The sequence below is a fragment of the Paenibacillus sp. GP183 genome (genome assembly GCF_900104695.1).
GTDB lineage: Bacteria > Bacillota > Bacilli > Paenibacillales > NBRC-103111 > Paenibacillus_AI.
On sequence record NZ_FNSW01000001.1, the window covers coordinates 2007661 to 2026661 of the forward strand.

Consider the following 19001-nt stretch of genomic DNA (forward strand, 5'->3'; position numbering starts at 1 on the left):
AATGGCTGGACAGCCGGACTTTTGCTTGTTATGTTTGCTTATTATGTTGTCTACAACATGATCATATTGCGTAAACAGAAAAACATGCCTCAGTAAGGCATAATACATTATTTACGTTCAAAGGCTCAGAGGACATTAGTATATTTAACGACGGGCCACTTCTCCTTGCGCAGCGCGTCCAGTAATTCAGGCCCGACATGCAAATTGTCCCGTATCAGCTCGCGAGTGTTAAGCGCCATCCATTGGTTTAATGACACATCAACAAATCGGTCGCTCTTGAACATTTCCAAAAACCACAGCGTTTGGTTGCCGGTATTCTGAATATAGTGCCCAAAAGCAAAGGGTACATATCCGACATCACCGGCTCTATAATCAAAGGTGCGAGCTGCACCGTTTCCGGCAAAAACCGTCATACGTCCCTGACCGGTAAGGTAATATTGCCACTCGTCATTATTAGGATGCCAATGAAGCTCTCTCATTGCACCGGGTTCGATCTCAACCAACGCGGCAGCGATAGTTTTTGAAATAGGAAAGTTAGAGGAATCCACAATTCGCACGCTGCCGCCAGGTGTTTTAATTGGTTCTTGCGCGAGCAGCTGATGCTTGAAGCTTTGTGGAATTGTTCCGTAAGGGGATTGGACTTTCTGACTTTCCAGCGAACCTGGGACTTCGGCCTGAAAGATATAGAGCTGCTTGGATGGCACGTTGGCAAAGGCACTCTCGGGTACACCGAAATTGGCAGACAGCACATCTTTTGGTGTATGCGCAAACCAATCGGAAATGGATAAGGTACTCAGGTCCGAAAATTTACCGTCGTCGAAGACGAGCAGAAATTCGCAGCCTTCTTCCAGCCCCTGAATGGAATGTGGAAGTCCTGCGGGAAAGTACCAGAGATCACCCGGGCCGATATCGGCGATGAAATTTCTTCCTTCCGGGTCAATCGAGGTTATGCGTGCCCGCCCATACAGCATATATGCCCATTCTGATTGATGATGCCAGTGGAGCTCACGCACACCACCCGGTGTTAAGCGCATATTAACGCCCGCAAGCGTGGTCGCGATAGGAAGCTCCCTCACGGTGATCTCCCGGGACCATCCCCCATGATTTAATTGCATATGAGTATCCGAGAATGAAAATTTCAAGTTAGGAAGCAAGCCGGCATCAGTAACAGGCGGAACCAGCATGTCGGGGTTCTCAAGATCCCGCATGACATCCCGAGGACCGAAATCCGTCGCTCCGGCGCCATCATTCCTTATGGGCTGCGGTATATTTTCGTTCGAGGCTTGAGTCTTAGGCCGGCTTTCCATGAGTCATACTCCTCTCTCTTGGATTGATTACAAGGAGAATTCTGTTCCCTCATTCAAGTAATAATTTATGAGATAGGTTCCGTTCGTATGACTGTAAACAATTTAAATGGAAGTACACCCCATTAATTGATCTTGGGAAAACTTCTTTGTTCGTCGGTAGAGGATAGATACTCTGCGAGGGGGTTCGAAAAGCGTGTATCTAATCGATCCAGTCCCAAAAAATGAAAAAAAACCTCCAATACCACTATAAAAGTGGCGTTGGAGGCTTGTTTCGGGATCAGGACGGAATGATATCCCCAATGTTCAATATCGGCGGGTTCACTTGAACTGTATCCGGATACTTGATACCTGCCCCGGTATTGAGTACGACGACCTTCTCGCCGCTTTTCATCCAGCCTGACTGAGTCAGCTTGCGGGCAGCTGCAAAAGCGGCAGCTCCTTCAGGACATATAAAAGCACCTTCCAGCCGCGCAATCTTCGACTGCTCCTGCAGCAGCTCTTCATCCGATACGGCGACCGCTGCGCCATTCGTTTCATACAGCGCTCTTAACACGAGAAAGTCGCCGAGCGCCTTAGGTACGTTAATTCCGAAAGCTATCGTCTTGGAATCGTTCCAGAAATCGGAACGCTCTTTCTTTTCTTCCCATGCTTTCACTATTGGCGCACAGCCTTCAGCCTGAACGGCTACAAGGCGGGGCAGCTTACCGCTCACCCAACCTAGCTCTATTAATTCCAATAGAGCCTTATGAATACCGATCAATCCTACGCCCCCGCCTGTCGGATACAGAATGACATCCGGCATCTGCCAGTCGAGCTGCTCGACAATTTCGATTCCCATCGTCTTCTTTCCTTCAATACGGTAAGGCTCTTTCAAGGTAGAAGCATCGTACAAGCCATCTCTTGCAACGGCTTGAGCCACAATCTTGCCTGCGTCGCTGATAAGGCCGTTCACTAAAAATAAGTTTGCTCCGGCTAAAGCCACCTCGCCACGTGGAATAGACGGCGCATCCTTTGGCATCACAATGGTGGATTTGATGCCGGCACGAGCAGCGTAAAGCGCCCAAGCCGCCCCCGCATTTCCGTTAGTCGGCATGGCAAGCTCCTGCACACCTAACTCCTTTGCTTTGGAGACACCGACTGCAGCTCCCCTCGCTTTGAAACTGCCGCTTGGAATTAATCCTTCATCCTTCATATAAAGCTGCGATAACCCATAATCGTTTCCGAGATTGTGAAAATGAAGAAGCGGGGTCATTCCTTCGCCCAGCGTCACTACATGGCTCGGATCTGTTACTGGAAGCAATTCATGATAACGCCAGAGATCCGGCTTCCGAGCTTTAATTTGTTCTCGATCCAAATCGTTCTTAAGCTCTCCCAAACGATATCTGACCAACAGGGGCGAACCGCAGGAACAAAGCTGATGCACGCTATTCGTATCGTAGGTATTGCTGCAGACAGGACAATCCAAGTGGGATACATAACTGAAATTCATAGAACTCTTACCTGCTTCCATCTAAATTATTATTTATGCTCTTTCAAACCTTATCCATATATTTATAGTTTACTAAGTATTGATGAAATAGTCTAACAATCTAACGCAAAAAAATCTCTGCTCGCGTTTGTTTAAGACGCTGCAGAGAAATTTAAGCTCATGCTTCTCGGACCCTGGTTTGCGAAATGGGAGCATACTGGCTCTCCGGTCGCGGAAGGCCATAATGCTCCCTGAGTGTGGAGCCGGTATATTCTGTACGGAACAAGCCGCGGCGCTGCAGTTCGGGAACTACATGGTCAAGAAAATCCTCAAGTCCCTCTCCCATCAGCTGCGGCATGACATTGAATCCGTCCGCGGCGCCTTGCTGAAACCATGCTTCCATGCGATCGGCAATTTGCTGCGGCGTACCCGCGATGGTTTGGTGTCCGCGCCCTCCCGCAAGGCGCAGCAGAAGCTGTCTGATCGTCAGGTTATCTCTTCGAGCCAGTTCGACAATCAATTGCGAACGGCTTTGGTGTCCTTTGCTCACTACCTCTTCCGGAATGCTCGGAAGCATCCCGTCCAGGGGATAAGAGGATAAATCGTAACCTATCCGGTTGGATAGCTGTATGAGACTATATTCCGGCGACGTAAGTTCATGAAGCTTCGCCTCCTTCTCCTTCGCTTCCGCCTCCGTTTCCCCGATGATTGGACATATGCCAGGTAAGATCTTCACGTCATCGGGTGAACGGTGATAAGCAGCCAGCCTCGATTTGGAATCGGCGTAGAAAGCTTTAGCTTCTTCGAATGTCTGCTGTGCCGTAAAAATAGCTTCCGCATAACGAGCCGCAAACTCTTTGCCGTCGTCCGAAGAGCCGGCTTGGACAAGAATCGGTCTCCCTTGGGGAGATCGGGAAATATTTAAAGGACCTCGCACTGAGTAATATTTTCCGCGGTGGTTCAGTTCGTGTACTTTGGTATTGTCTGCGAAAATCCCGGCTTCCTTGTCTTTGATAAGGGCATCGTCTTCCCAGCTATCCCAAAGCTTCGTTGCCAATTCTACAAATTCGGAAGCCCTTGCATAACGTTCGCCATGCTCTTCTATCTGGTCGAAGCTGAAATTTTGCGCTTCTACATCCGTCCCCGAGGTAACGATATTCCATCCGACCCGTCCCCGGCTAATATGATCAAGCGAAGCCAACCGGCGAGCCGTGTTAAATGGATCGTTAAAACTGGTTGAGATCGTGCCGATCAAACCGATTCGCTCCGTGAGGACTGCCAGCGCCGATAGAAGCGTAATTGGTTCCAACCCTGAGACAGCGCCATATTTCACAGCTGTTTTGGAGGTCGACAAACGATCCGCAACAAAAATCGAATTCAGCTTCGCTTGCTCTGCCTTGAGTGCAAGTCGCTGTAATTGTCCGATATCCGAAACCCGGGAAATATCCGTTTTCGGATGTCGCCACGATGCTTCGTGATGGCCGTAAGGGTTAAGAAAAAGGTTCAGATGAAGCTGTCGATTTTTTTTGCTCATTGCTTTCACCCCAAAGCTTTTAGAATCGTTATTTCCCCAATGCTTTGTTAATAAATTGGTTGTCTACAACTTTAGAAACGTCTACTTTCTTCTTTATCGCACCCAACTCATACATTGAATCCGCGACGTCTTGTTGAGCTTTGATAATTTCATCGCTGATTGGCAGGTTCAGAGGCTGCGTATTTTCGATTACTTTGCGGATAATCTCGCGATCCACCTTTTTAAGCTGAGCGTAAACATCGATAGCTTCTTCCAAGTGCTGATTCTGCCATTGCTGAGTTTTTTCCTCGACTTTCAAATAAATCGTCACGAGATCGGGATGCTCGTCGGCAAACTTCGTGCGGACAATTTGAAATCCTGCACCTTTCAATCCGATCGACTCACCATTGGCCAACACCCTTGCCCCATTCTTAACGATCTGCGTGGACATAAATGGCTCCCAAATTCCCCATGCGTCTATAGAGCCTGATTCAAAGGCGGCTTGCGCTTCATCCGGCTGAAGAGAAATAATCTGTACGTCGGACGGCTTTAGTCCTCCCTTTTCAAGAATTTTATAAACCATAGATTGAGCCGAGCTTGCTTTGGCAAAGGCAAGCTTTTTGCCTTTTAAATCTTGGACGGTCTTAAGCGGGCTATCCTTCTTCACTAAAATCGCTTGTCCTTTGGAGCCGAAGCTTCCTGCGGATATTTCCTTAAATGGGACATCCGCAGCCTGGCCGGACACGACCGGCAAATCTCCGACGCGCCCCAAGTCCAAACGGTTTGACGCTATGGCTTCAAAATACGAAGGTCCGCTCTGGAATTCAATCCAATTCACCTCGGCTCCGACCTTGGCATACTCTTCTTCAAACCAGCCCTTCTGTTTGGCAAGTAAGATTGGCCAAATGCTTTGCTGAATTCCTATGTTAACGACTACTTTTTCCTTTAGTTTTTGAGTTCCTCCAGTGCCTGCTGCGTTGACTGCTGCTTTGCCGCTTTCGGTTGAAGGCTTGGCGGAACTTTCCGCGTTTTTACTGGCACAACCCGTAACCAAGATCAAAATCGCCGCTGCAGTTAAGAAAAATAAAGTCCATTTCTGTTTTTTCATGTTCATGTTCCTGTTCTCCCCTTTATTGTTTTACACATAAAAAGGCCTTACTGTTAGTCCTGCTAACAATAAGGCCTTCGGCTGTCCGATCGGCATGATATAAACGTTCTTATAATTTCCTATAATAAACTCAGTAAACCCACCTGTCAACTAGGAAATTAATAATGCGATAACCGCGCCGACCATTTAACTTGACGAATGTCTATTAATTACCTTGAATAGCGCCTGCGTGCCGCTGTCTTCTTCTCCCATTTCGACCAAACGCTCGTAAAGGGAACGGGCCAGAGACAGACTCGGCAGATCGAGATTCATTTCCTTAGCGGATTGCAGAGCAATATTCATATCTTTAATAAAATGCTTTACATAAAAACCGGGGGCATAGTCACCGTTAATAATACGAGGAGCCAAGCCGCTCAATGACCTGCTCCCGGCCGCTCCGGATTCGATGCTTTTCAGTACGGTGTTTGGATCCAAACCCGCCTTTTGAGCATATGCCAGAGCCTCGCAGACACCCATCATATTAGAGGCAATGGCGATTTGGTTGCACATTTTTGTGTACTGGCCGGCTCCCGCACTTCCCTGATATACAACGTTCGATCCCATAATATTTAAAATGGGCAGCATCGCGTCGAATGTTTCCAGCAGCCCGCCGACCATTATAGACAACTTCGCTTCACGTGCACCCACATCCCCTCCGGATACCGGGGCATCCAACGAAAATAATCCCTTCTCGGCTGCAGCTTTTTCAATGCGCTGCGCCAAGGACGGACTTGAGGTTGTCATATCAATCAAATAACTGTGAGGCTTAGCATGATTAATGATTCCACTGTCTCCCAAATAGATCTCCTCGACGTCACTGGGAAAACCGACCATCGTGATAATTACATTAGACTGTTCGGCCAGTGAGGCCGGAGATTCGTGCCAAACGGCACCCCTCGAAAGCAATTCCTCCGCTTTGGATTTTGTACGGCTGTACACATGAAGCGGAAAGCCCGCTCCGAGCAAGTGTCCGGCCATACTGTTCCCCATTATTCCTGTACCAATAAAGCCGATAACCGTATTTTTTGCAGTATGCTCCAACAATATAACCGCCTTTCTACAAGAGTAATCCGGACAAAAATCCCGTTACTCCATTTGTTTTTTTAAAACGTAACACCATTGCAAGGTGCTGTCAAATGTTTAGATCTTAATTGGCCTTATGTTTGCATTGACATTTTTTTTGGGTGTTGTTATGATTACATGCAACAATCAATATAATTCCTATGAGAATAGTATGCATTAAAACATGATAACTTGGTCCTACATGGACAAAAACGTTGACCGTACAAACGGAGACATATTCCTTTATAGGAAATGACTCTGTTTTTTTTCATTTACTGACCTATTTTTATGAAGAAGGAGTAATTCTCAATGACAGCGTCTCATCTGGAAATTTCACATTTGGATAAAAGTTTCGATACACAATCAGGCTCCGTACACGCTTTGCATAACATCAACCTGCGTATCAAGGAAGGCGAGTTTGTCACCCTCATCGGTCCAAGCGGCTGCGGCAAAAGCACATTGCTGAAAATCATCGCAGGCCTCGACATCAACCATAATGGCGTTGTCAATCTTGGTGACCAACCTGTAACCCGGCCTGGAATCGATAAAGGCTTTATCTTTCAAGAACCCCGGCTCTTCCCCTGGTTGACGGTGGAGAAAAACATTGCCGCAGACTTATCGCTCAAAAACCCGATTATTCGTGAAAGAGTGAATGAATTGATCCAATTAGTGCGGCTGGATGGGTTTGCAAAGTCTTACCCCAGGGAGCTTTCAGGAGGGATGTCTCAGCGTGTCGCCATAGCCCGGGCGCTGTTAAGAAATCCGAAGATACTTCTTCTGGATGAACCTTTCGGAGCTCTGGATGCTTTTACTAGGTCCCACATGCAAGAAGTTCTGCTGGACATTTGGCAAAAAAATAAAACGACGATGATTTTTGTTACCCATGATGTCGACGAAGCCATTTTTCTGGCGAATCGAGTTGTCATTTTAAAGCCTCGTCCAGGTTCAATCCGATCCGTCATCGTGAATGACCTGCCTTTTCCCAGAAAAAAATCAAGCCTTGCATTTCAGGAAATAAGACTCAAGGTTATGCGGGAATTTGAGAACATAGATGAATTGGAACTCATCGATAGTTCGGGAATATAAACGAAGGGAAGATCGAAATATGGACCGCAATCAGGCAGAACTGTTACCTTTGCAAATAAGCAGCAGCGATAAAGTCGTTCAGAATAAGGAAAAAACATGGAGGCTAGGCAAAAGAACCTACACATTCTTGCTGGGAGCATTGCTTCCGGTCAGTTTGTTAGTGATCTGGCAAATTGCCGGGAGCCTCGAGCTTGTTTCGAAAAACCTCCTCCCCACCCCCTTTGAAATTTTAAAGGCTTTTGGCGAGTTAATCGCTTCGGGAGAAATATTTACTCATCTGAAGTTCAGTATTACTCGAGTGGCTATCGGATTTGGATTAGGTGGATTTTTGGGATTGTTTTTCGGCATTGCCGTGGGTTTGTTTCGAAAAATGGAGAATACCTTAGATCCTTCTTTTCAGATGCTTAGAATGATTCCGCATTTAGCGGTCACTCCGCTGTTTATTCTTTGGTTTGGATTTGGGGAGCTGTCCAAAATATTGCTTATTGCCAAAGGGGCTTTCTTTCCGCTGTACATCAATACTTTTTTGGGTATTCGCAATGTAGACAATAAATTATTCGATGTCTCCAGAGTTTTGGAATTTAGTCGTATGAAGCAGATTGTATGGCTCATCTTTCCTGCAGCACTTCCCAACATCCTGTTGGGGGTCAGGCTGTCTCTAGGCGTCGCATGGTTGGGATTAGTGGTTGCCGAGCTCATGGGATCAAGCAATGGGATCGGGTATTTGATTCTTGATGCAAGGCAATTCTCGAATACGTCCGTTGTGTTCGTCGGCATCATGATCTTTGCGATTGTCGGCAAGCTTACCGATTCGCTTGTCCGGTTATTGGAGCGCAAGCTGCTGAGCTGGCAGGACAATTATCGGGGATAAGAAAATAAATTGAGGTTTAAACCTATTTAGGACCAGGTACTATGACAAAATAGTACTTTTCATAAGCGGAAAATGTTGTAAAATAAAATTATTAAGAACAACATTTGCTCAATAGGAGAGGGTCCTCATGGAAAACTCACAAAATCGTAGAATGAACAATTTTTATCGCAGACGCAACACACCTACTTACACCTTTATGGCATGGGCGGCATTCGTCATTGCAGCCAGTTTTGAATTTATCGGCATTTACACCTTAAAGCAGCCATTATCAGTTCAAGGCTACTACGCTGTTACTGGAGTTCTTCTCATGATTACCTCCTTTCTCCTGCAAAAGGTATCTAGAGACAACGACGAGGACAAATTCTTGCAAGAGCAAAATCCGAACTACCGTAAACGCAATACATCAGCATTCACTTTTATGGCTTGGGGCGGCTTCATCATTGCCATTTTCGCTGAATATATAGGGATATCCACGCTGGAAGAACCATTTTCTGTAAAAGGCTATTATGCGATTGGCGGTGCATTTCTCATTGTTTCTTGTTTGGTTCTGCAAAAGACAATTCGTGATAATGAGGAAGACAATATGAATTTGAACATCCATACATTGGAAGAGTAAAATAAAACTTCCAAACTGAAACCTGAGTGGCATTTACAGCAGCTTCCTTATTGGAAAGCTGCTTTTTGTTTTAACAATTTCTTTATGTTTCAATCGTTTCGCTTGAAGTCCCCAGTGGATAAACATTTCAATAACTACTTTGGTCGCTTGTCAGCATCACAATGGCCAAAAATTTAGCCAATAAAATTAAAGGAGTTATGAAATGAACAAAAACCGGTTATTAAAACTCGCAAACATTCTATTGTTAGTCTTAGTCTTGGCATTGCCCGCAACCGCTCAAGCCGTCGACAGTCCTAAAAGCACCGCGGGCGACAAGGACGGCGGGATCGGGATCAGCACGAATTATCTCATCGGGGCGCCGAACGTCTCACTCAGTCCGAAAGTGAACCAAATTATTTACCCTCTTTTTTCAACACCCGCCATTCAAAAGAAAGGCCAATCTTTAACAGTCAAGGTGGACAGCAAAGGGAAAGTGGCCGGAGCCTGGAGCATCAAATTAAAGCAAACGAACAATTCTTCGTTTACAAGTGAATACGATCTTCCAGTACAGTCCGTATCAATGGGACAATCCTATTGGAACAAAAGTTCAACTATCTACGATGTCACTGTGCAAATCCCTAGTCAGATCCCGGAAAAGTTGTACGATCTTGAGGTCGCCTATACAGGCAATGGTATGCGCCTGACCGATAAGCAGCCCCATACGGTCAAAGTGGTGGATCAATTCAAAAAAGATTTCACGTTCCTGCATATGACGGATATTCATGTCGGTTCCCCCAGAAATTTAGGGGATCCTTCCGATCCTACCGCTGCGGACCCTGCACTAGCAACTGAAGCGGGCATTTGGAATCCTGATCCGAGCAAACGCTGGCTATATCTCCAAAAAACGATCAAGGAAGTCAACCTGAAAAATCCCGACTTCGTTGTTCTGACCGGCGATTTGATGTTCGGCCAATTGAATCCCCAAGAATATATATATGAGTATGAAGAAGTTTATAAAGTGCTGCAGCAGCTGAATGTTCCGGTCTATCTCATCCCGGGCAATCATGACGGTTATGCACAGGATGGTACGCTGTCGGATGGATTGGATTACTGGACAAAATACTTCGGACCGCAGTATTTTTCATTCGATTACGGCCAGTACGCTCACTTTACCGCACTGAATTCATTCGATTGGGACAAAATCGATAGAAGCGGCACCGGCACTGTATTAGTGCCTACCTGGGGCGGACAAGTTCGGAATGAGCAGCTGCAGTGGGTCAAGCAGGATCTTGCGAAGAACGCTGCGACAGCGCAGCCGGGACAACTGAGAGGGCTGCTAGCCCATAACAATCCGATTTATCGAGACCGTGATTTATGGCCGCAAAGTGATCCTGAAGTGCAGCAGTATTGGAAGGAATATGATCGCCAGCACAACCCGCAGACGCCCGTAAACCTGGCTCTGGGGGAAAAGCTCGGGCTGAAATATGATCAGCTGTGGCATGGAGAAGGCGCCCAGCAAATCATCGATTTAATGAAGCAGTATCAAGTTCAGATTAGCCTGCATGGACATACGCATATCGATAATGTGACCCAAAAAGAAAACATCCTCTATATCACGACGACAGCTATCGAGCTCACGGGCAAACCGTGGATAGGATTCCGGAATTTTGTCATGAACAATGGGCAGCCCACCGGGTACATCTACGAGGAGCCAGGATATTCTATCCCGGTTTACCAAAACGGCGTAACGAAATCCGGGATCATGTCGTTCCAAGCCGATTACGCTGCGGCCAACGATGGACATGCTTCCTCGCAAACCGCAACCGTAACGAACCGCCTGAACAAACCGATCACTGTCACGGTTCCGTTCTACATGACTGCCGGAAGTTACAAGGTTTCAACCGGCACGATCAAACAGAACTACGCCGTAGACGGACAAGAATATCTCGAAGTATTAGTTACGATACCCGCGAACGCGACGCAAAATATCACAATTCATTAATGAGATAATCCCTCAGGTCTAATGCCTGTGGGATTATTCTTTTTATTTCAAGTGACGCAGCCCTTCAATTAAACACAGCATCGTCAAGGCTTGACCATAGGTCATAGGTGAAATGGGGATATCTTTATAAAATTGCTTGTCCTTGTCAACAGGAGTCCCATAGGATACTTCGCGTACTATTCCCTTTTCGTCAATGCGTACAATCACAGCATTAATTGATTCTATTATCACTAAAGTTGGCATCTATTTAACATATCTTGCTTAAAATAATTATAATGTGAGGTGCTATCATGGCTAAAATGATTATTATGTATGAAGAGCCAAAGGACAAAGAGGGATTTGAAAGACATTATTTCAATGTTCATGTTCCGCTGGGTAAAAAGATTCCCAATATTAAAAACGAAACTATACAGCGTGTCATTCATTCACAAAATACCGACTTAAAACTTTATTTAATTGTTGAACTCGAGTTTGAAAATATGGATGCACTAAATCAGGCCTTTACCAGTCCTGAAGCGCGAGCTGCAGAAGAGGACGGACCCCAATTATTTAAATATTTGCACAAGCCGCCCATAATCACGATCGTAAAATAACCGGCTGCCAGTTTTAATTGAAATCCTTCCAGGTATAATCTTCGCTCAATATACCGATTGGGATTTCTTTTGCATGCCAATTTCCCATTGAAGCTGCTTCAGGCTTGCGAAAACAAATCAAATTCTGATGGAATCCAAACGCTCGGCATATTGACGGTCTAACCGAATGAATACCGCACCCGTCATTAACTTGATCGTAAAAAATGCATGTACCAAAAAACCTTTCCTGATTTTCCAACTCCAACTTGCTTTTTTGAGGCATCGATTTAATTTTCTTTTTTATGCTCTTCAGCTCCTGTTCAGTGATTGGAACAGGACCGCAGCATAGACCCTTGCATCCTTTGCATGGAAGACTTTCCAAAAAGAACCCTCCTAATCGGACTAGTTAAAAGATAAATATATTACCTATATATCATTTATTGCACAAACGATCAAATAAAAAATATTTTATTATATCACAAAAATAATTTTTTGTCAATATAAATTTCGGGTTAAATGATTGGATTCTGGGATGAACTCTGCTTGATTTATAGGTGTGATTGTTTCATAATACGTTCATAACTTATTTTAAATATTATATCGGAGATAGAGGTGAGATAAATATGGAAAAGTCGAACTCTTTAAATAACCTAGCCTGAAATATTCATGGAGCCCTAAGCTACTTAGTTGAATTGGGGAAATAAAGAAAAAAATTCTCGCGATATCATTCCTATCCGTGTTTAAGAGATAGCAGAGAGTGGATCTTTTAAGCGGTTATCGAGAAAATGAGCAACATTCCTTCTTAGTGGTGTGGAAATGGACGCACTTGCCCGTTACGCCGGAGTACTACTTTTGGATTTTGTCAGTCAAATCCAGCCATCAACCGAACCGAGGCAAGCATTGGATATTGTTCAAGGTTTCAAGGAATGGCTCACGATAAATACAGGAACTGCACAATTTCCATGTCCAGTAGCGGCCGGAATAGATCAATTTCCCCGCAATTTTAATCAGTTTGGTTCGCAGCGTTTCCATACGACTTGGCTTGAGTCTCTCGGGTAAACACAACCTGCGAAACCAATTGTTGAAGTTATATGCCAACATCGCCAATTGTAATTTAACGGCATTGGTTTCGAATGCAGTGCTACTCATCTTATGGCAAGCAAAGCCGTTCTTCGCTTCCTTGATGAAATTCTCCATGTGACCTCGTTGAAAGTAAAAGCGAATGACGTTACGTGCTTGCAAAGTCATGTTCGTAGCAATAAAGGTGAATTGAAAAATCAACTCTCCTGCTGGCCGTTCCATCTTAACGATTACACGACGCGCACAATTCCAAGATTTCGCCTTGTATTGGAATTCACGGTAGTGTACTTGTCTCTCATGTAGCTTTTGGGGATTAAGCACTTGGTCTGCCATCTCTTGTGCAGCAGATTGCAGACGGGCATTGGCTTTCAGACGGATCGCGTATTTATGCCCCTTCGTTTCGGCAAGGTCAAACAATCCCGGAACGGCAAAGCCGCTGTCCCCGCGAAAGACAAGTAAGGCCTTCGGTGCCCAAAATTGATAACGTTCCAGGATAGGCCCCATAAATCGTACAACCTGGCGGGAAGTGTACACGTTGCCGGCACGAAGTTCCGCCCGTAAACAGTCACCAGTCAATCCATCAAAGCAAAACAGCGGATGGAATCCGGTTTGTGCGTAGTGATGATTATAGTTCGCTCCATGTTGCTTACCTGAGGTAGCAAAGCCGGAGGAATCCAAATCTAACACAAACTGATCACGTGTCTCGATTGCATATGCCCGGCCCTGTAGCATTTCATTGATGTTCTCCAACGATTTGGCGGTCGCGATATTCGCCTTTTCATTAAAGCGAGAGATTGTCGGCTGAGAAGCCAGCCGTTCTTTTGCTAACAAGGCGGTCAACAACGGTTCGTGAGACAAGTCATCTGCATGATCATCGGTATGGTAGCCACACAGATGCTGATAGATCTTCTGGAGCACAACATCTGAATTGGAATGATCCCGATGATGAACGGGATCGTGTACAACGAGTAATTGCTTAACGGTCTGAGTAAGACCAAGTTTGTGGTCGAATTCTTTATATAGAAGTAGGCCAGCGTCCGAAGTCAGATCGCCGCCTTCAAAATTCACTTTCATTCGGGGGTTGAAGTTCATGCCGTACTCTTGTAAACTTGACATAGAAGAGTCTCCTTTGTAGTTTTGGTGTGTTTGGTCACCATCAACACTACCAAAGAATGGACTCTTTTTCCATGTTTTCGTTTCACTTTTTAAGTGACCCATTAAATCGCTTAGATCCCTTGTCACTACTGCTTTTTATAGCATTGTTAATGAAGTGCTATGAATATTTCAGGCCTAGTATTCTTCGAAGTCGATCAAAATCGTTGGTCCGATTTTGAGAAGCTTTTTGAAAGCAGAGGCGGTCCAAAGAATTGCTGGTGTATGGTCTGGCGTGGAGAGCCCGAGGATCGAAAAAATAAGGAAAACAAAAAAACTGCCATCAAAAAAATGGTGCATGATCAAATGCCTATAGGTATTTTGGGATATGTAGACGATGAACCGGTTGCATGGTGCTCTATCGCTCCTCGTTCAACTTATCGTGATCTTGGAGGATTACATAAACCTGATGAGAATCCGCAAAATGTTTGGTCTATCGTCTGTTTCTATATTCCTCGAAAATATCGGGGGCAAGGTGTTATGAATCAGTTGATTCTAGCAGCAATCGATCATTCACGTCAAAATGGCGCAACGGTCATTGAAGCGTATCCTGTTGACCCTGATTCTCCAAGCTATCGGTTCATGGGATTTGTTCCATTATTTAGAGATTTTGGGTTCGTCGAGGTCGGCATCGCTGGAAGTCGACGACATGTAATGCGTTTAACGCTGCATTAATTATTGGACAAGCGTTGAAATCTCTCAGGCCATTCCATTTTCGGATGGAAGTTGTAGAGAAGCCCCTGAGTGAAAAGAGTCGCATTCACCCAAAGTGATTTGAACAGCAATGGTTTACGCTCCAGATAGTACAGCGGGTCCACCGGAACGGAAAAATTGCAATAGTCTTCAAACGTCCCCTCAAAACCTTTAGGCCAGTGTCTTTTCAAAGGATGCTCCGGAACACGCCCTCCTGCTTTCACATGCTCATACGTGTCCTTTAACCAGTCCGTCACGGGGACTTCCTTGAGTGGAATAATCAAGCTCTCCCAATCCTTAAGTAACGAGCCATGCTTTCCCCACTCGATTCGTATGACAGGACGCTGACCATGATCTCTTGCCTCTTGAGCCGCAGCTTTGGATTCAATCACGCTGCTGTGGAAAAACGTCAGTACGTTTGTGACCACCTCTGTTTGCGGATCATATTCAATCCAAATCTCTTCGTGGTCGCACGGTTCATAATCATCGGGAAAATCATAATCGTCCTCCCAAAACAAATGATACCCAATTAACGGGCGAGTCGGGTGATGGACAGCCGCAACGTCTTTTAAAGGAAAACATTCCAGCGGTGTCGTGAGTAACATCGGACAAAATTTGCGGATCAAGCTGATTTCCCGTTCATTCGGCTCTTGGGCTGGAACCAATTCCAATACCCGCTTATAGAGCTCACCTGCTCGGCGCAAATTACCATCCAGGTGCAGAATTTCGGCCTGCCAAGCGGCAAATTCGACTCGATCCGGGCATACCTTGCGAAGAAGTTCAAGCATGGGCAGGGCGGCTTGGTAATAGTCGCTGCCAGCGGTCACTTCGCCGCTTAGCATCTTGGAAATGAGAGTTTGACTTGCCTGTTTAAATTCATCGGCGTAGATTTCGATCATGACCTCTCACCAAGCATCCTCATTACGAATCTCTCCTTACATGTTCAAAATAAATAGCATTTGTAAAAGCAATTAACGCCCGAACTCCCCTGACATTACCCCATAGCTCTGCTCTGATCCACATGAGCCCGTCTCCTTCAATAGAGATCACGCTGTCCAGCTGTTCTAAAGAAACGGAATATTCGCTCAGAACGCCGGTATTTCCCATAATTTTCAACGTGTAATGGGGCTCAGGAAAATTCCAAATCCCTTGCCGCGCGGATATATCTATACTTACGTTGATCTTATATCTATTGCTTAGCTCTTGTTGGAGTACGGTACTGCCGACCCCGTAAGAAGCAGTATCGGTTAAGAGGCCTATGTTAAGATGGGGTCCAATGGTCACGGTTGCTTTGCCAGAGGCGAGAGCATACACCGCTTTGACTGTCATCGGTTCATCCCCATCGTCGACTTCAAGATACGTGACCGAAACCGGCTCATCCGTTTGCTCCTGAGCATGCCAGTCTCGTCCTGACGTTGCCGTAATTCGATAGCCCTCGTTCAGCTTGTCAGTCCACAAACGGAAGGCGCGGGTGTTATCAGTCTTGATCGATGGAAATGTTCCGGACCAGACTTCTATATAGTCGAGATCGTTCCAATCCTGGATCTCAAATTCCCAAAAGCAGCCCGTACATATCGGACTGCCAATGCGAAAAGGATGGGCCATTCCAGCTATTCCCCCATGAGCATGAACTCCCGCAATTCCTCTATGGATATCATCAGGTCCTTCAGCTCGCCAGTCGACAAATTCCGTTAATCCGATTGTAACCATGTGCCCGTGAAACGTAGTCCACTCCATACCGGAAATGATGGAGATGCCAGTTTCTTGCTCCACAGCTTCTTTATCGAGCAGACCTGTCATCGTATTGTGGTCAGTCAGCGCAAAACAATCGAAGCCCAGCGCCTTTGCTCCGTTAGCCAGCTCAAGCAGTGTCTGTCTTCCATCGCTGTGAAAAGTATGGCTGTGTAATTCACAAGCAATCCAGGGCATGGTGCTTATTCCTCCTCATGGTGTAATTGCAGCTTATACCGGCAGCTATTTGTGATGACGGCATGAATACTCAGAGTGACTCCCCACATTCCTGGAAGGATCCTTCCCCTGACAAGTCCCGGAGATGCCGCATCTTCGGAAAGGAATAATAGCTGCTCGGGGTCATGCCTGTGCCCTGCACCGCGGTGTCCCTCGGGATCATCGACTGAAACTGTAATTAAGTTTTTCAGGGGCAAGAAAGATTCCCATTTCGCTTGGATTCTCTCTCGCTGATCTGCTTCGGTATATTTATCTATGCTGTCCATAATCATCTTTTTCGCCAGATCCCGGTCCTCTAAAAGCTTCGGCTCGTAGACAAAACTGATCCACAGCTTGCCCCCCGGTTGACCCAGGTAAAACTTATATGAAATATGTGATTTCGAACTAACCGGCGTTACTCGCCCTTCTGCTTCAAGAATAACCTGCTTCATGATTTCGCAACCTCATCAATAATCATACTGCGGATATAAAAGTATCCCATGACCGAGCAAAGCATAAATGTAAAAAAGGCGATTGCCGCAGCCAATTGTTTGTCTTGAAACACACCGAATACTTGTTCCATCGACACACCCAGCATTTGCGGTGCATTGGCCCCGACGAGAAATGGAGCTGTGAACGAGCCAATCACGCCCATAAATACAAAGGTGATTGCAACAAGAAGAGTCTTGTAAGTAAGCGGCAAAACGAACTGAAAAAAGATTCGCAATGCACTGGCTCCGACGTCCTTCGCGCTTTCAATAACGGAGTTAGGGACTGCAGATAAAGCGGAACCGAGCAGCATGGTCGTAAATGGAATGTTAAACCATAAATTGGCGATGATAATTCCCTTCATATCGAAAATGATGCGAGGCAAAGTTCCCATATGCGCTGCAGTTAATATTCGGGCGACCCAACCATGATTACCCAGCAATTGGATTAAGCCATACGTAGCAATTACAGATGGAATAAAGATCGGGATCATGTACATTTTGCGGATCCATTGAACAGCCGTTCCGTTATTGAATCTCATATATGCCGCAAGCGCATAACTGATAACCAGCACGAGAATGACAGAAATGATCGTAACTTCAAGGGTGAATATAATATTGGAACGCATCAGCTTGTCGGTGAACAAATATTGGTAATTGGACAAATCATACCCGCCGGACTTGTTCGTCAGGCTTTCTTTGAAAGAAATGAATATCGGGATGACAACAATGACGAATAGCACCAAAAAAGAGGGGATTACCAGAAGTAACCCCAGTAACCCCATTTTCATTTGTTTACTCATTGAGCAGCAACATCACTTTGCCAGCGTTTGGTCATATCTTTGTCCAGATCGCCGATATTGAATGAGCGGAATCCTGCGGAAGATGTCTTCAAAGCGTCTTGAATATCCTGCGGCATATTCGAAAGTTGAATACCCGGGAAGCCGCTCATTTTAGTTACGACGGTCGTTTGCGCTTCAGAAGATAGAACGTAGTTCAGGAACTTGTAAACTGCTTCTTTCTTCGTAGATAGCTGAGGCACCATCAGGTAAGTAGGACCGCCGTTAAAGCCGGGCTTTAACTGAGTCATTTTCGTCGATTTCGGAAGCTGCCCTTTACTTGTTTGATCGAGCACCATATCCGACCAAGCAGGAATCATGTCAACTTCGCCAGAAGCCAGCAAATCGAGCGTTCCTTGGTTTTTCTTCGGATAAATACCTTTGCCGTACACATATTTTCCAAGATCCTTGAGCAGCGTAAAGCCTTGATCCCATTGCTTCTCAATAGCAGGGTCGGAATTGTGGATGGCTTCTTCAGGAAGCGATTTATACAGAGTTGTCATTACAAAAGAGTTGCCGGATCCCCCTGTAGAAGGGTCATTATAAGCAAATCTTTGCGGGTTTTTCTTGATCCAATCGTACAATTCATCCAATGTAGTTGGAGGTGTTTTTACTTTATCGCTGTTATAAGCCAAAACTACAGCGGACGAACGATAAGGAACAGCCAAATTGGAAATGTCTTTCAATATAGAAGGGTCTACTTTACTCAAATTTGAAATTTTGTCGGCAGCCAGGGTATCCCAGAGGCCATCCTTTTGGCCGCGGGTCACATAAGACAGACCGTCTTCATATAAATCGATATCTCCCGAGCCTTTACCAGCTTGTTTCGCAGCAATTAGGCGGTCATAGGTAGGTTGGGCGCCCGTACCGGAAGGAATATAAACCTCCTTCACCTTCACGCCAGGCGTCTGTTTCTCGAACATCGGAATGATCGTATCCCATAGATCCTTCACGTTTTGAGAGCCAGTGAAATAGAAATTAAACTCGACAGGCTGGGTGGAGGCTGCAGCCGCTGTGGCACTCGGACTGGCAGAGCTAGCTGGACTTGCAGAGCTGCCGGAACCTGAGCTTGTATTCGTGTTGCCGCAGGCTGATAAAAAAGTGGATGTAAGGGCGAATGCTGACAAGAGTAAAATGGTGGATTTCTTACGTAACATGAATAATTCCTCCCAAATGAAT

Annotated in this window: 19 protein-coding genes and 1 pseudogene; 7 read left to right on the plus strand and 13 right to left on the minus strand. The window is 45.7% G+C overall.

The window, feature by feature from the left end; translation table 11 throughout:
- Positions 1-125: 125 nt before the first annotated feature.
- From BLV33_RS10020 to BLV33_RS10040, 5 genes are all read right to left on the minus strand, one after another.
- Positions 126-1307, minus strand: a complete 1182-nt coding sequence (locus BLV33_RS10020) for an oxalate decarboxylase family bicupin (protein ID WP_090790599.1) — start codon at positions 1305-1307, stop codon at positions 126-128.
- Between the two features lie 277 nt (positions 1308-1584).
- Positions 1585-2796: a threonine synthase gene (locus BLV33_RS10025; protein ID WP_090790601.1), complete on the minus strand. Its 1212-nt coding sequence runs from the start codon at positions 2794-2796 to the stop codon at positions 1585-1587.
- 157 nt (positions 2797-2953) lie between these two features.
- Positions 2954-4309, minus strand: coding sequence for an LLM class flavin-dependent oxidoreductase (locus BLV33_RS10030; protein WP_090790603.1), 1356 nt, complete (start codon positions 4307-4309; stop codon positions 2954-2956).
- Positions 4310-4337: 28 nt separating this feature from the next.
- Positions 4338-5402 carry an aliphatic sulfonate ABC transporter substrate-binding protein gene (locus BLV33_RS10035; protein WP_253187021.1) on the minus strand — a complete coding sequence of 355 codons (1065 nt, stop codon included), beginning with the start codon at positions 5400-5402 and terminating at the stop codon, positions 4338-4340.
- Positions 5403-5582: 180 nt separating this feature from the next.
- Positions 5583-6476, minus strand: a complete 894-nt coding sequence (locus BLV33_RS10040) for an NAD(P)-dependent oxidoreductase (RefSeq protein ID WP_090790605.1) — start codon at positions 6474-6476, stop codon at positions 5583-5585.
- A 330-nt stretch (positions 6477-6806) separates the two neighbouring features.
- Here BLV33_RS10040 and BLV33_RS10045 point away from each other — a divergent pair, with 330 nt between their 5' ends.
- The 5 genes and pseudogenes from BLV33_RS10045 to BLV33_RS10060 all read left to right on the plus strand — a co-directional run bounded on the left by BLV33_RS10045 (position 6807) and on the right by BLV33_RS10060 (position 11051).
- Positions 6807-7583 carry an ABC transporter ATP-binding protein gene (locus BLV33_RS10045; protein WP_090790607.1) on the plus strand — a complete coding sequence of 259 codons (777 nt, stop codon included), beginning with the start codon at positions 6807-6809 and terminating at the stop codon, positions 7581-7583.
- Positions 7584-7602: 19 nt separating this feature from the next.
- Positions 7603-8454: an ABC transporter permease gene (locus tag BLV33_RS10050; protein ID WP_090790609.1), complete on the plus strand. Its 852-nt coding sequence runs from the start codon at positions 7603-7605 to the stop codon at positions 8452-8454.
- 151 nt (positions 8455-8605) lie between these two features.
- Positions 8606-8812: pseudogene (locus tag BLV33_RS29935) on the plus strand (YiaA/YiaB family inner membrane protein); the annotation flags it as partial.
- 60 nt (positions 8813-8872) lie between these two features.
- Positions 8873-9070, plus strand: a complete 198-nt coding sequence (locus BLV33_RS29940; protein ID WP_253187225.1) for a YiaA/YiaB family inner membrane protein — start codon at positions 8873-8875, stop codon at positions 9068-9070.
- 202 nt (positions 9071-9272) lie between these two features.
- Positions 9273-11051, plus strand: coding sequence for a metallophosphoesterase family protein (locus BLV33_RS10060; protein WP_090790611.1), 1779 nt, complete (start codon positions 9273-9275; stop codon positions 11049-11051).
- A gap of 42 nt (positions 11052-11093) precedes the next feature.
- On the opposite strand, the gene BLV33_RS10065 is transcribed toward BLV33_RS10060, so the two are convergent.
- Positions 11094-11282: a glycoside hydrolase family 88 protein gene (locus tag BLV33_RS10065; protein WP_216234738.1), complete on the minus strand. Its 189-nt coding sequence runs from the start codon at positions 11280-11282 to the stop codon at positions 11094-11096.
- A 59-nt stretch (positions 11283-11341) separates the two neighbouring features.
- Here BLV33_RS10065 and BLV33_RS10070 point away from each other — a divergent pair, with 59 nt between their 5' ends.
- A complete protein-coding gene (locus tag BLV33_RS10070) occupies positions 11342-11644 on the plus strand; it encodes an EthD family reductase (RefSeq protein ID WP_090790613.1) in 303 nt (100 codons plus the stop codon).
- A 13-nt stretch (positions 11645-11657) separates the two neighbouring features.
- On the opposite strand, the gene BLV33_RS10075 is transcribed toward BLV33_RS10070, so the two are convergent.
- Positions 11658-12005 carry a YkgJ family cysteine cluster protein gene (locus tag BLV33_RS10075; protein ID WP_090790615.1) on the minus strand — a complete coding sequence of 116 codons (348 nt, stop codon included), beginning with the start codon at positions 12003-12005 and terminating at the stop codon, positions 11658-11660.
- 497 nt (positions 12006-12502) lie between these two features.
- A complete protein-coding gene (locus BLV33_RS10080) occupies positions 12503-13819 on the minus strand; it encodes an IS1380 family transposase (RefSeq protein WP_171909090.1) in 1317 nt (438 codons plus the stop codon).
- Between the two features lie 159 nt (positions 13820-13978).
- On the opposite strand from BLV33_RS10080, the gene BLV33_RS10085 reads away from it, so the two are divergent.
- A complete protein-coding gene (locus BLV33_RS10085) occupies positions 13979-14530 on the plus strand; it encodes a GNAT family N-acetyltransferase (RefSeq protein ID WP_090790620.1) in 552 nt (183 codons plus the stop codon).
- Here BLV33_RS10085 and BLV33_RS10090 read toward each other — a convergent pair.
- Genes BLV33_RS10090 through BLV33_RS10110 form a run of 5 tightly spaced genes read right to left on the minus strand, consistent with a single transcriptional unit; the run spans position 14527 to position 18979 of the window.
- Positions 14527-15447 carry a tetratricopeptide repeat protein gene (locus BLV33_RS10090; protein WP_090790622.1) on the minus strand — a complete coding sequence of 307 codons (921 nt, stop codon included), beginning with the start codon at positions 15445-15447 and terminating at the stop codon, positions 14527-14529. The two genes, BLV33_RS10085 and BLV33_RS10090, sit on opposite strands and share 4 nt — an antisense overlap.
- Before the next feature lie 22 nt (positions 15448-15469).
- On the minus strand, positions 15470-16477 hold the full coding sequence (locus tag BLV33_RS10095; RefSeq protein WP_090790624.1) for a CehA/McbA family metallohydrolase: 1008 nt from the start codon (positions 16475-16477) through the stop codon (positions 15470-15472).
- A gap of 5 nt (positions 16478-16482) precedes the next feature.
- Positions 16483-16947: a hypothetical protein gene (locus BLV33_RS10100; protein WP_090790626.1), complete on the minus strand. Its 465-nt coding sequence runs from the start codon at positions 16945-16947 to the stop codon at positions 16483-16485.
- Positions 16944-17786 (minus strand): ABC transporter permease, encoded by an 843-nt coding sequence (locus tag BLV33_RS10105; RefSeq protein WP_090790628.1) that lies wholly within the window; start codon positions 17784-17786, stop codon positions 16944-16946. Before BLV33_RS10105 ends, BLV33_RS10100 begins: the two co-directional genes overlap by 4 nt.
- Entirely contained in the window at positions 17783-18979 is a 1197-nt protein-coding gene (locus tag BLV33_RS10110) for an extracellular solute-binding protein (protein ID WP_090790630.1), read from the minus strand. Before BLV33_RS10110 ends, BLV33_RS10105 begins: the two co-directional genes overlap by 4 nt.
- Positions 18980-19001 lie beyond the last annotated feature (22 nt).

Bases quoted from the DNA above. Each gene is read 5' to 3' on its own strand.
- BLV33_RS10020 (WP_090790599.1), bottom strand. From the start codon at position 1,307: ATGGAAAGCCGGCCTAAGACTCAAGCCTCGAACGAAAATATACCGCAG.
- BLV33_RS10025 (WP_090790601.1), bottom strand. From the start codon at position 2,796: ATGAATTTCAGTTATGTATCCCACTTGGATTGTCCTGTCTGCAGCAAT.
- BLV33_RS10030 (WP_090790603.1), bottom strand. From the start codon at position 4,309: ATGAGCAAAAAAAATCGACAGCTTCATCTGAACCTTTTTCTTAACCCT.
- BLV33_RS10035 (WP_253187021.1), bottom strand. From the start codon at position 5,402: ATGAACATGAAAAAACAGAAATGGACTTTATTTTTCTTAACTGCAGCG.
- BLV33_RS10045 (WP_090790607.1), top strand. From the start codon at position 6,807: ATGACAGCGTCTCATCTGGAAATTTCACATTTGGATAAAAGTTTCGAT.
- BLV33_RS10050 (WP_090790609.1), top strand. From the start codon at position 7,603: ATGGACCGCAATCAGGCAGAACTGTTACCTTTGCAAATAAGCAGCAGC.
- BLV33_RS29940 (WP_253187225.1), top strand. From the start codon at position 8,873: ATGGCTTGGGGCGGCTTCATCATTGCCATTTTCGCTGAATATATAGGG.
- BLV33_RS10060 (WP_090790611.1), top strand. From the start codon at position 9,273: ATGAACAAAAACCGGTTATTAAAACTCGCAAACATTCTATTGTTAGTC.
- BLV33_RS10070 (WP_090790613.1), top strand. From the start codon at position 11,342: ATGGCTAAAATGATTATTATGTATGAAGAGCCAAAGGACAAAGAGGGA.
- BLV33_RS10080 (WP_171909090.1), bottom strand. From the start codon at position 13,819: ATGTCAAGTTTACAAGAGTACGGCATGAACTTCAACCCCCGAATGAAA.
- BLV33_RS10085 (WP_090790620.1), top strand. From the start codon at position 13,979: ATGAATATTTCAGGCCTAGTATTCTTCGAAGTCGATCAAAATCGTTGG.
- BLV33_RS10090 (WP_090790622.1), bottom strand. From the start codon at position 15,447: ATGATCGAAATCTACGCCGATGAATTTAAACAGGCAAGTCAAACTCTC.
- BLV33_RS10095 (WP_090790624.1), bottom strand. From the start codon at position 16,477: ATGCCCTGGATTGCTTGTGAATTACACAGCCATACTTTTCACAGCGAT.
- BLV33_RS10100 (WP_090790626.1), bottom strand. From the start codon at position 16,947: ATGAAGCAGGTTATTCTTGAAGCAGAAGGGCGAGTAACGCCGGTTAGT.
- BLV33_RS10105 (WP_090790628.1), bottom strand. From the start codon at position 17,786: ATGAGTAAACAAATGAAAATGGGGTTACTGGGGTTACTTCTGGTAATC.
- BLV33_RS10110 (WP_090790630.1), bottom strand. From the start codon at position 18,979: ATGTTACGTAAGAAATCCACCATTTTACTCTTGTCAGCATTCGCCCTT.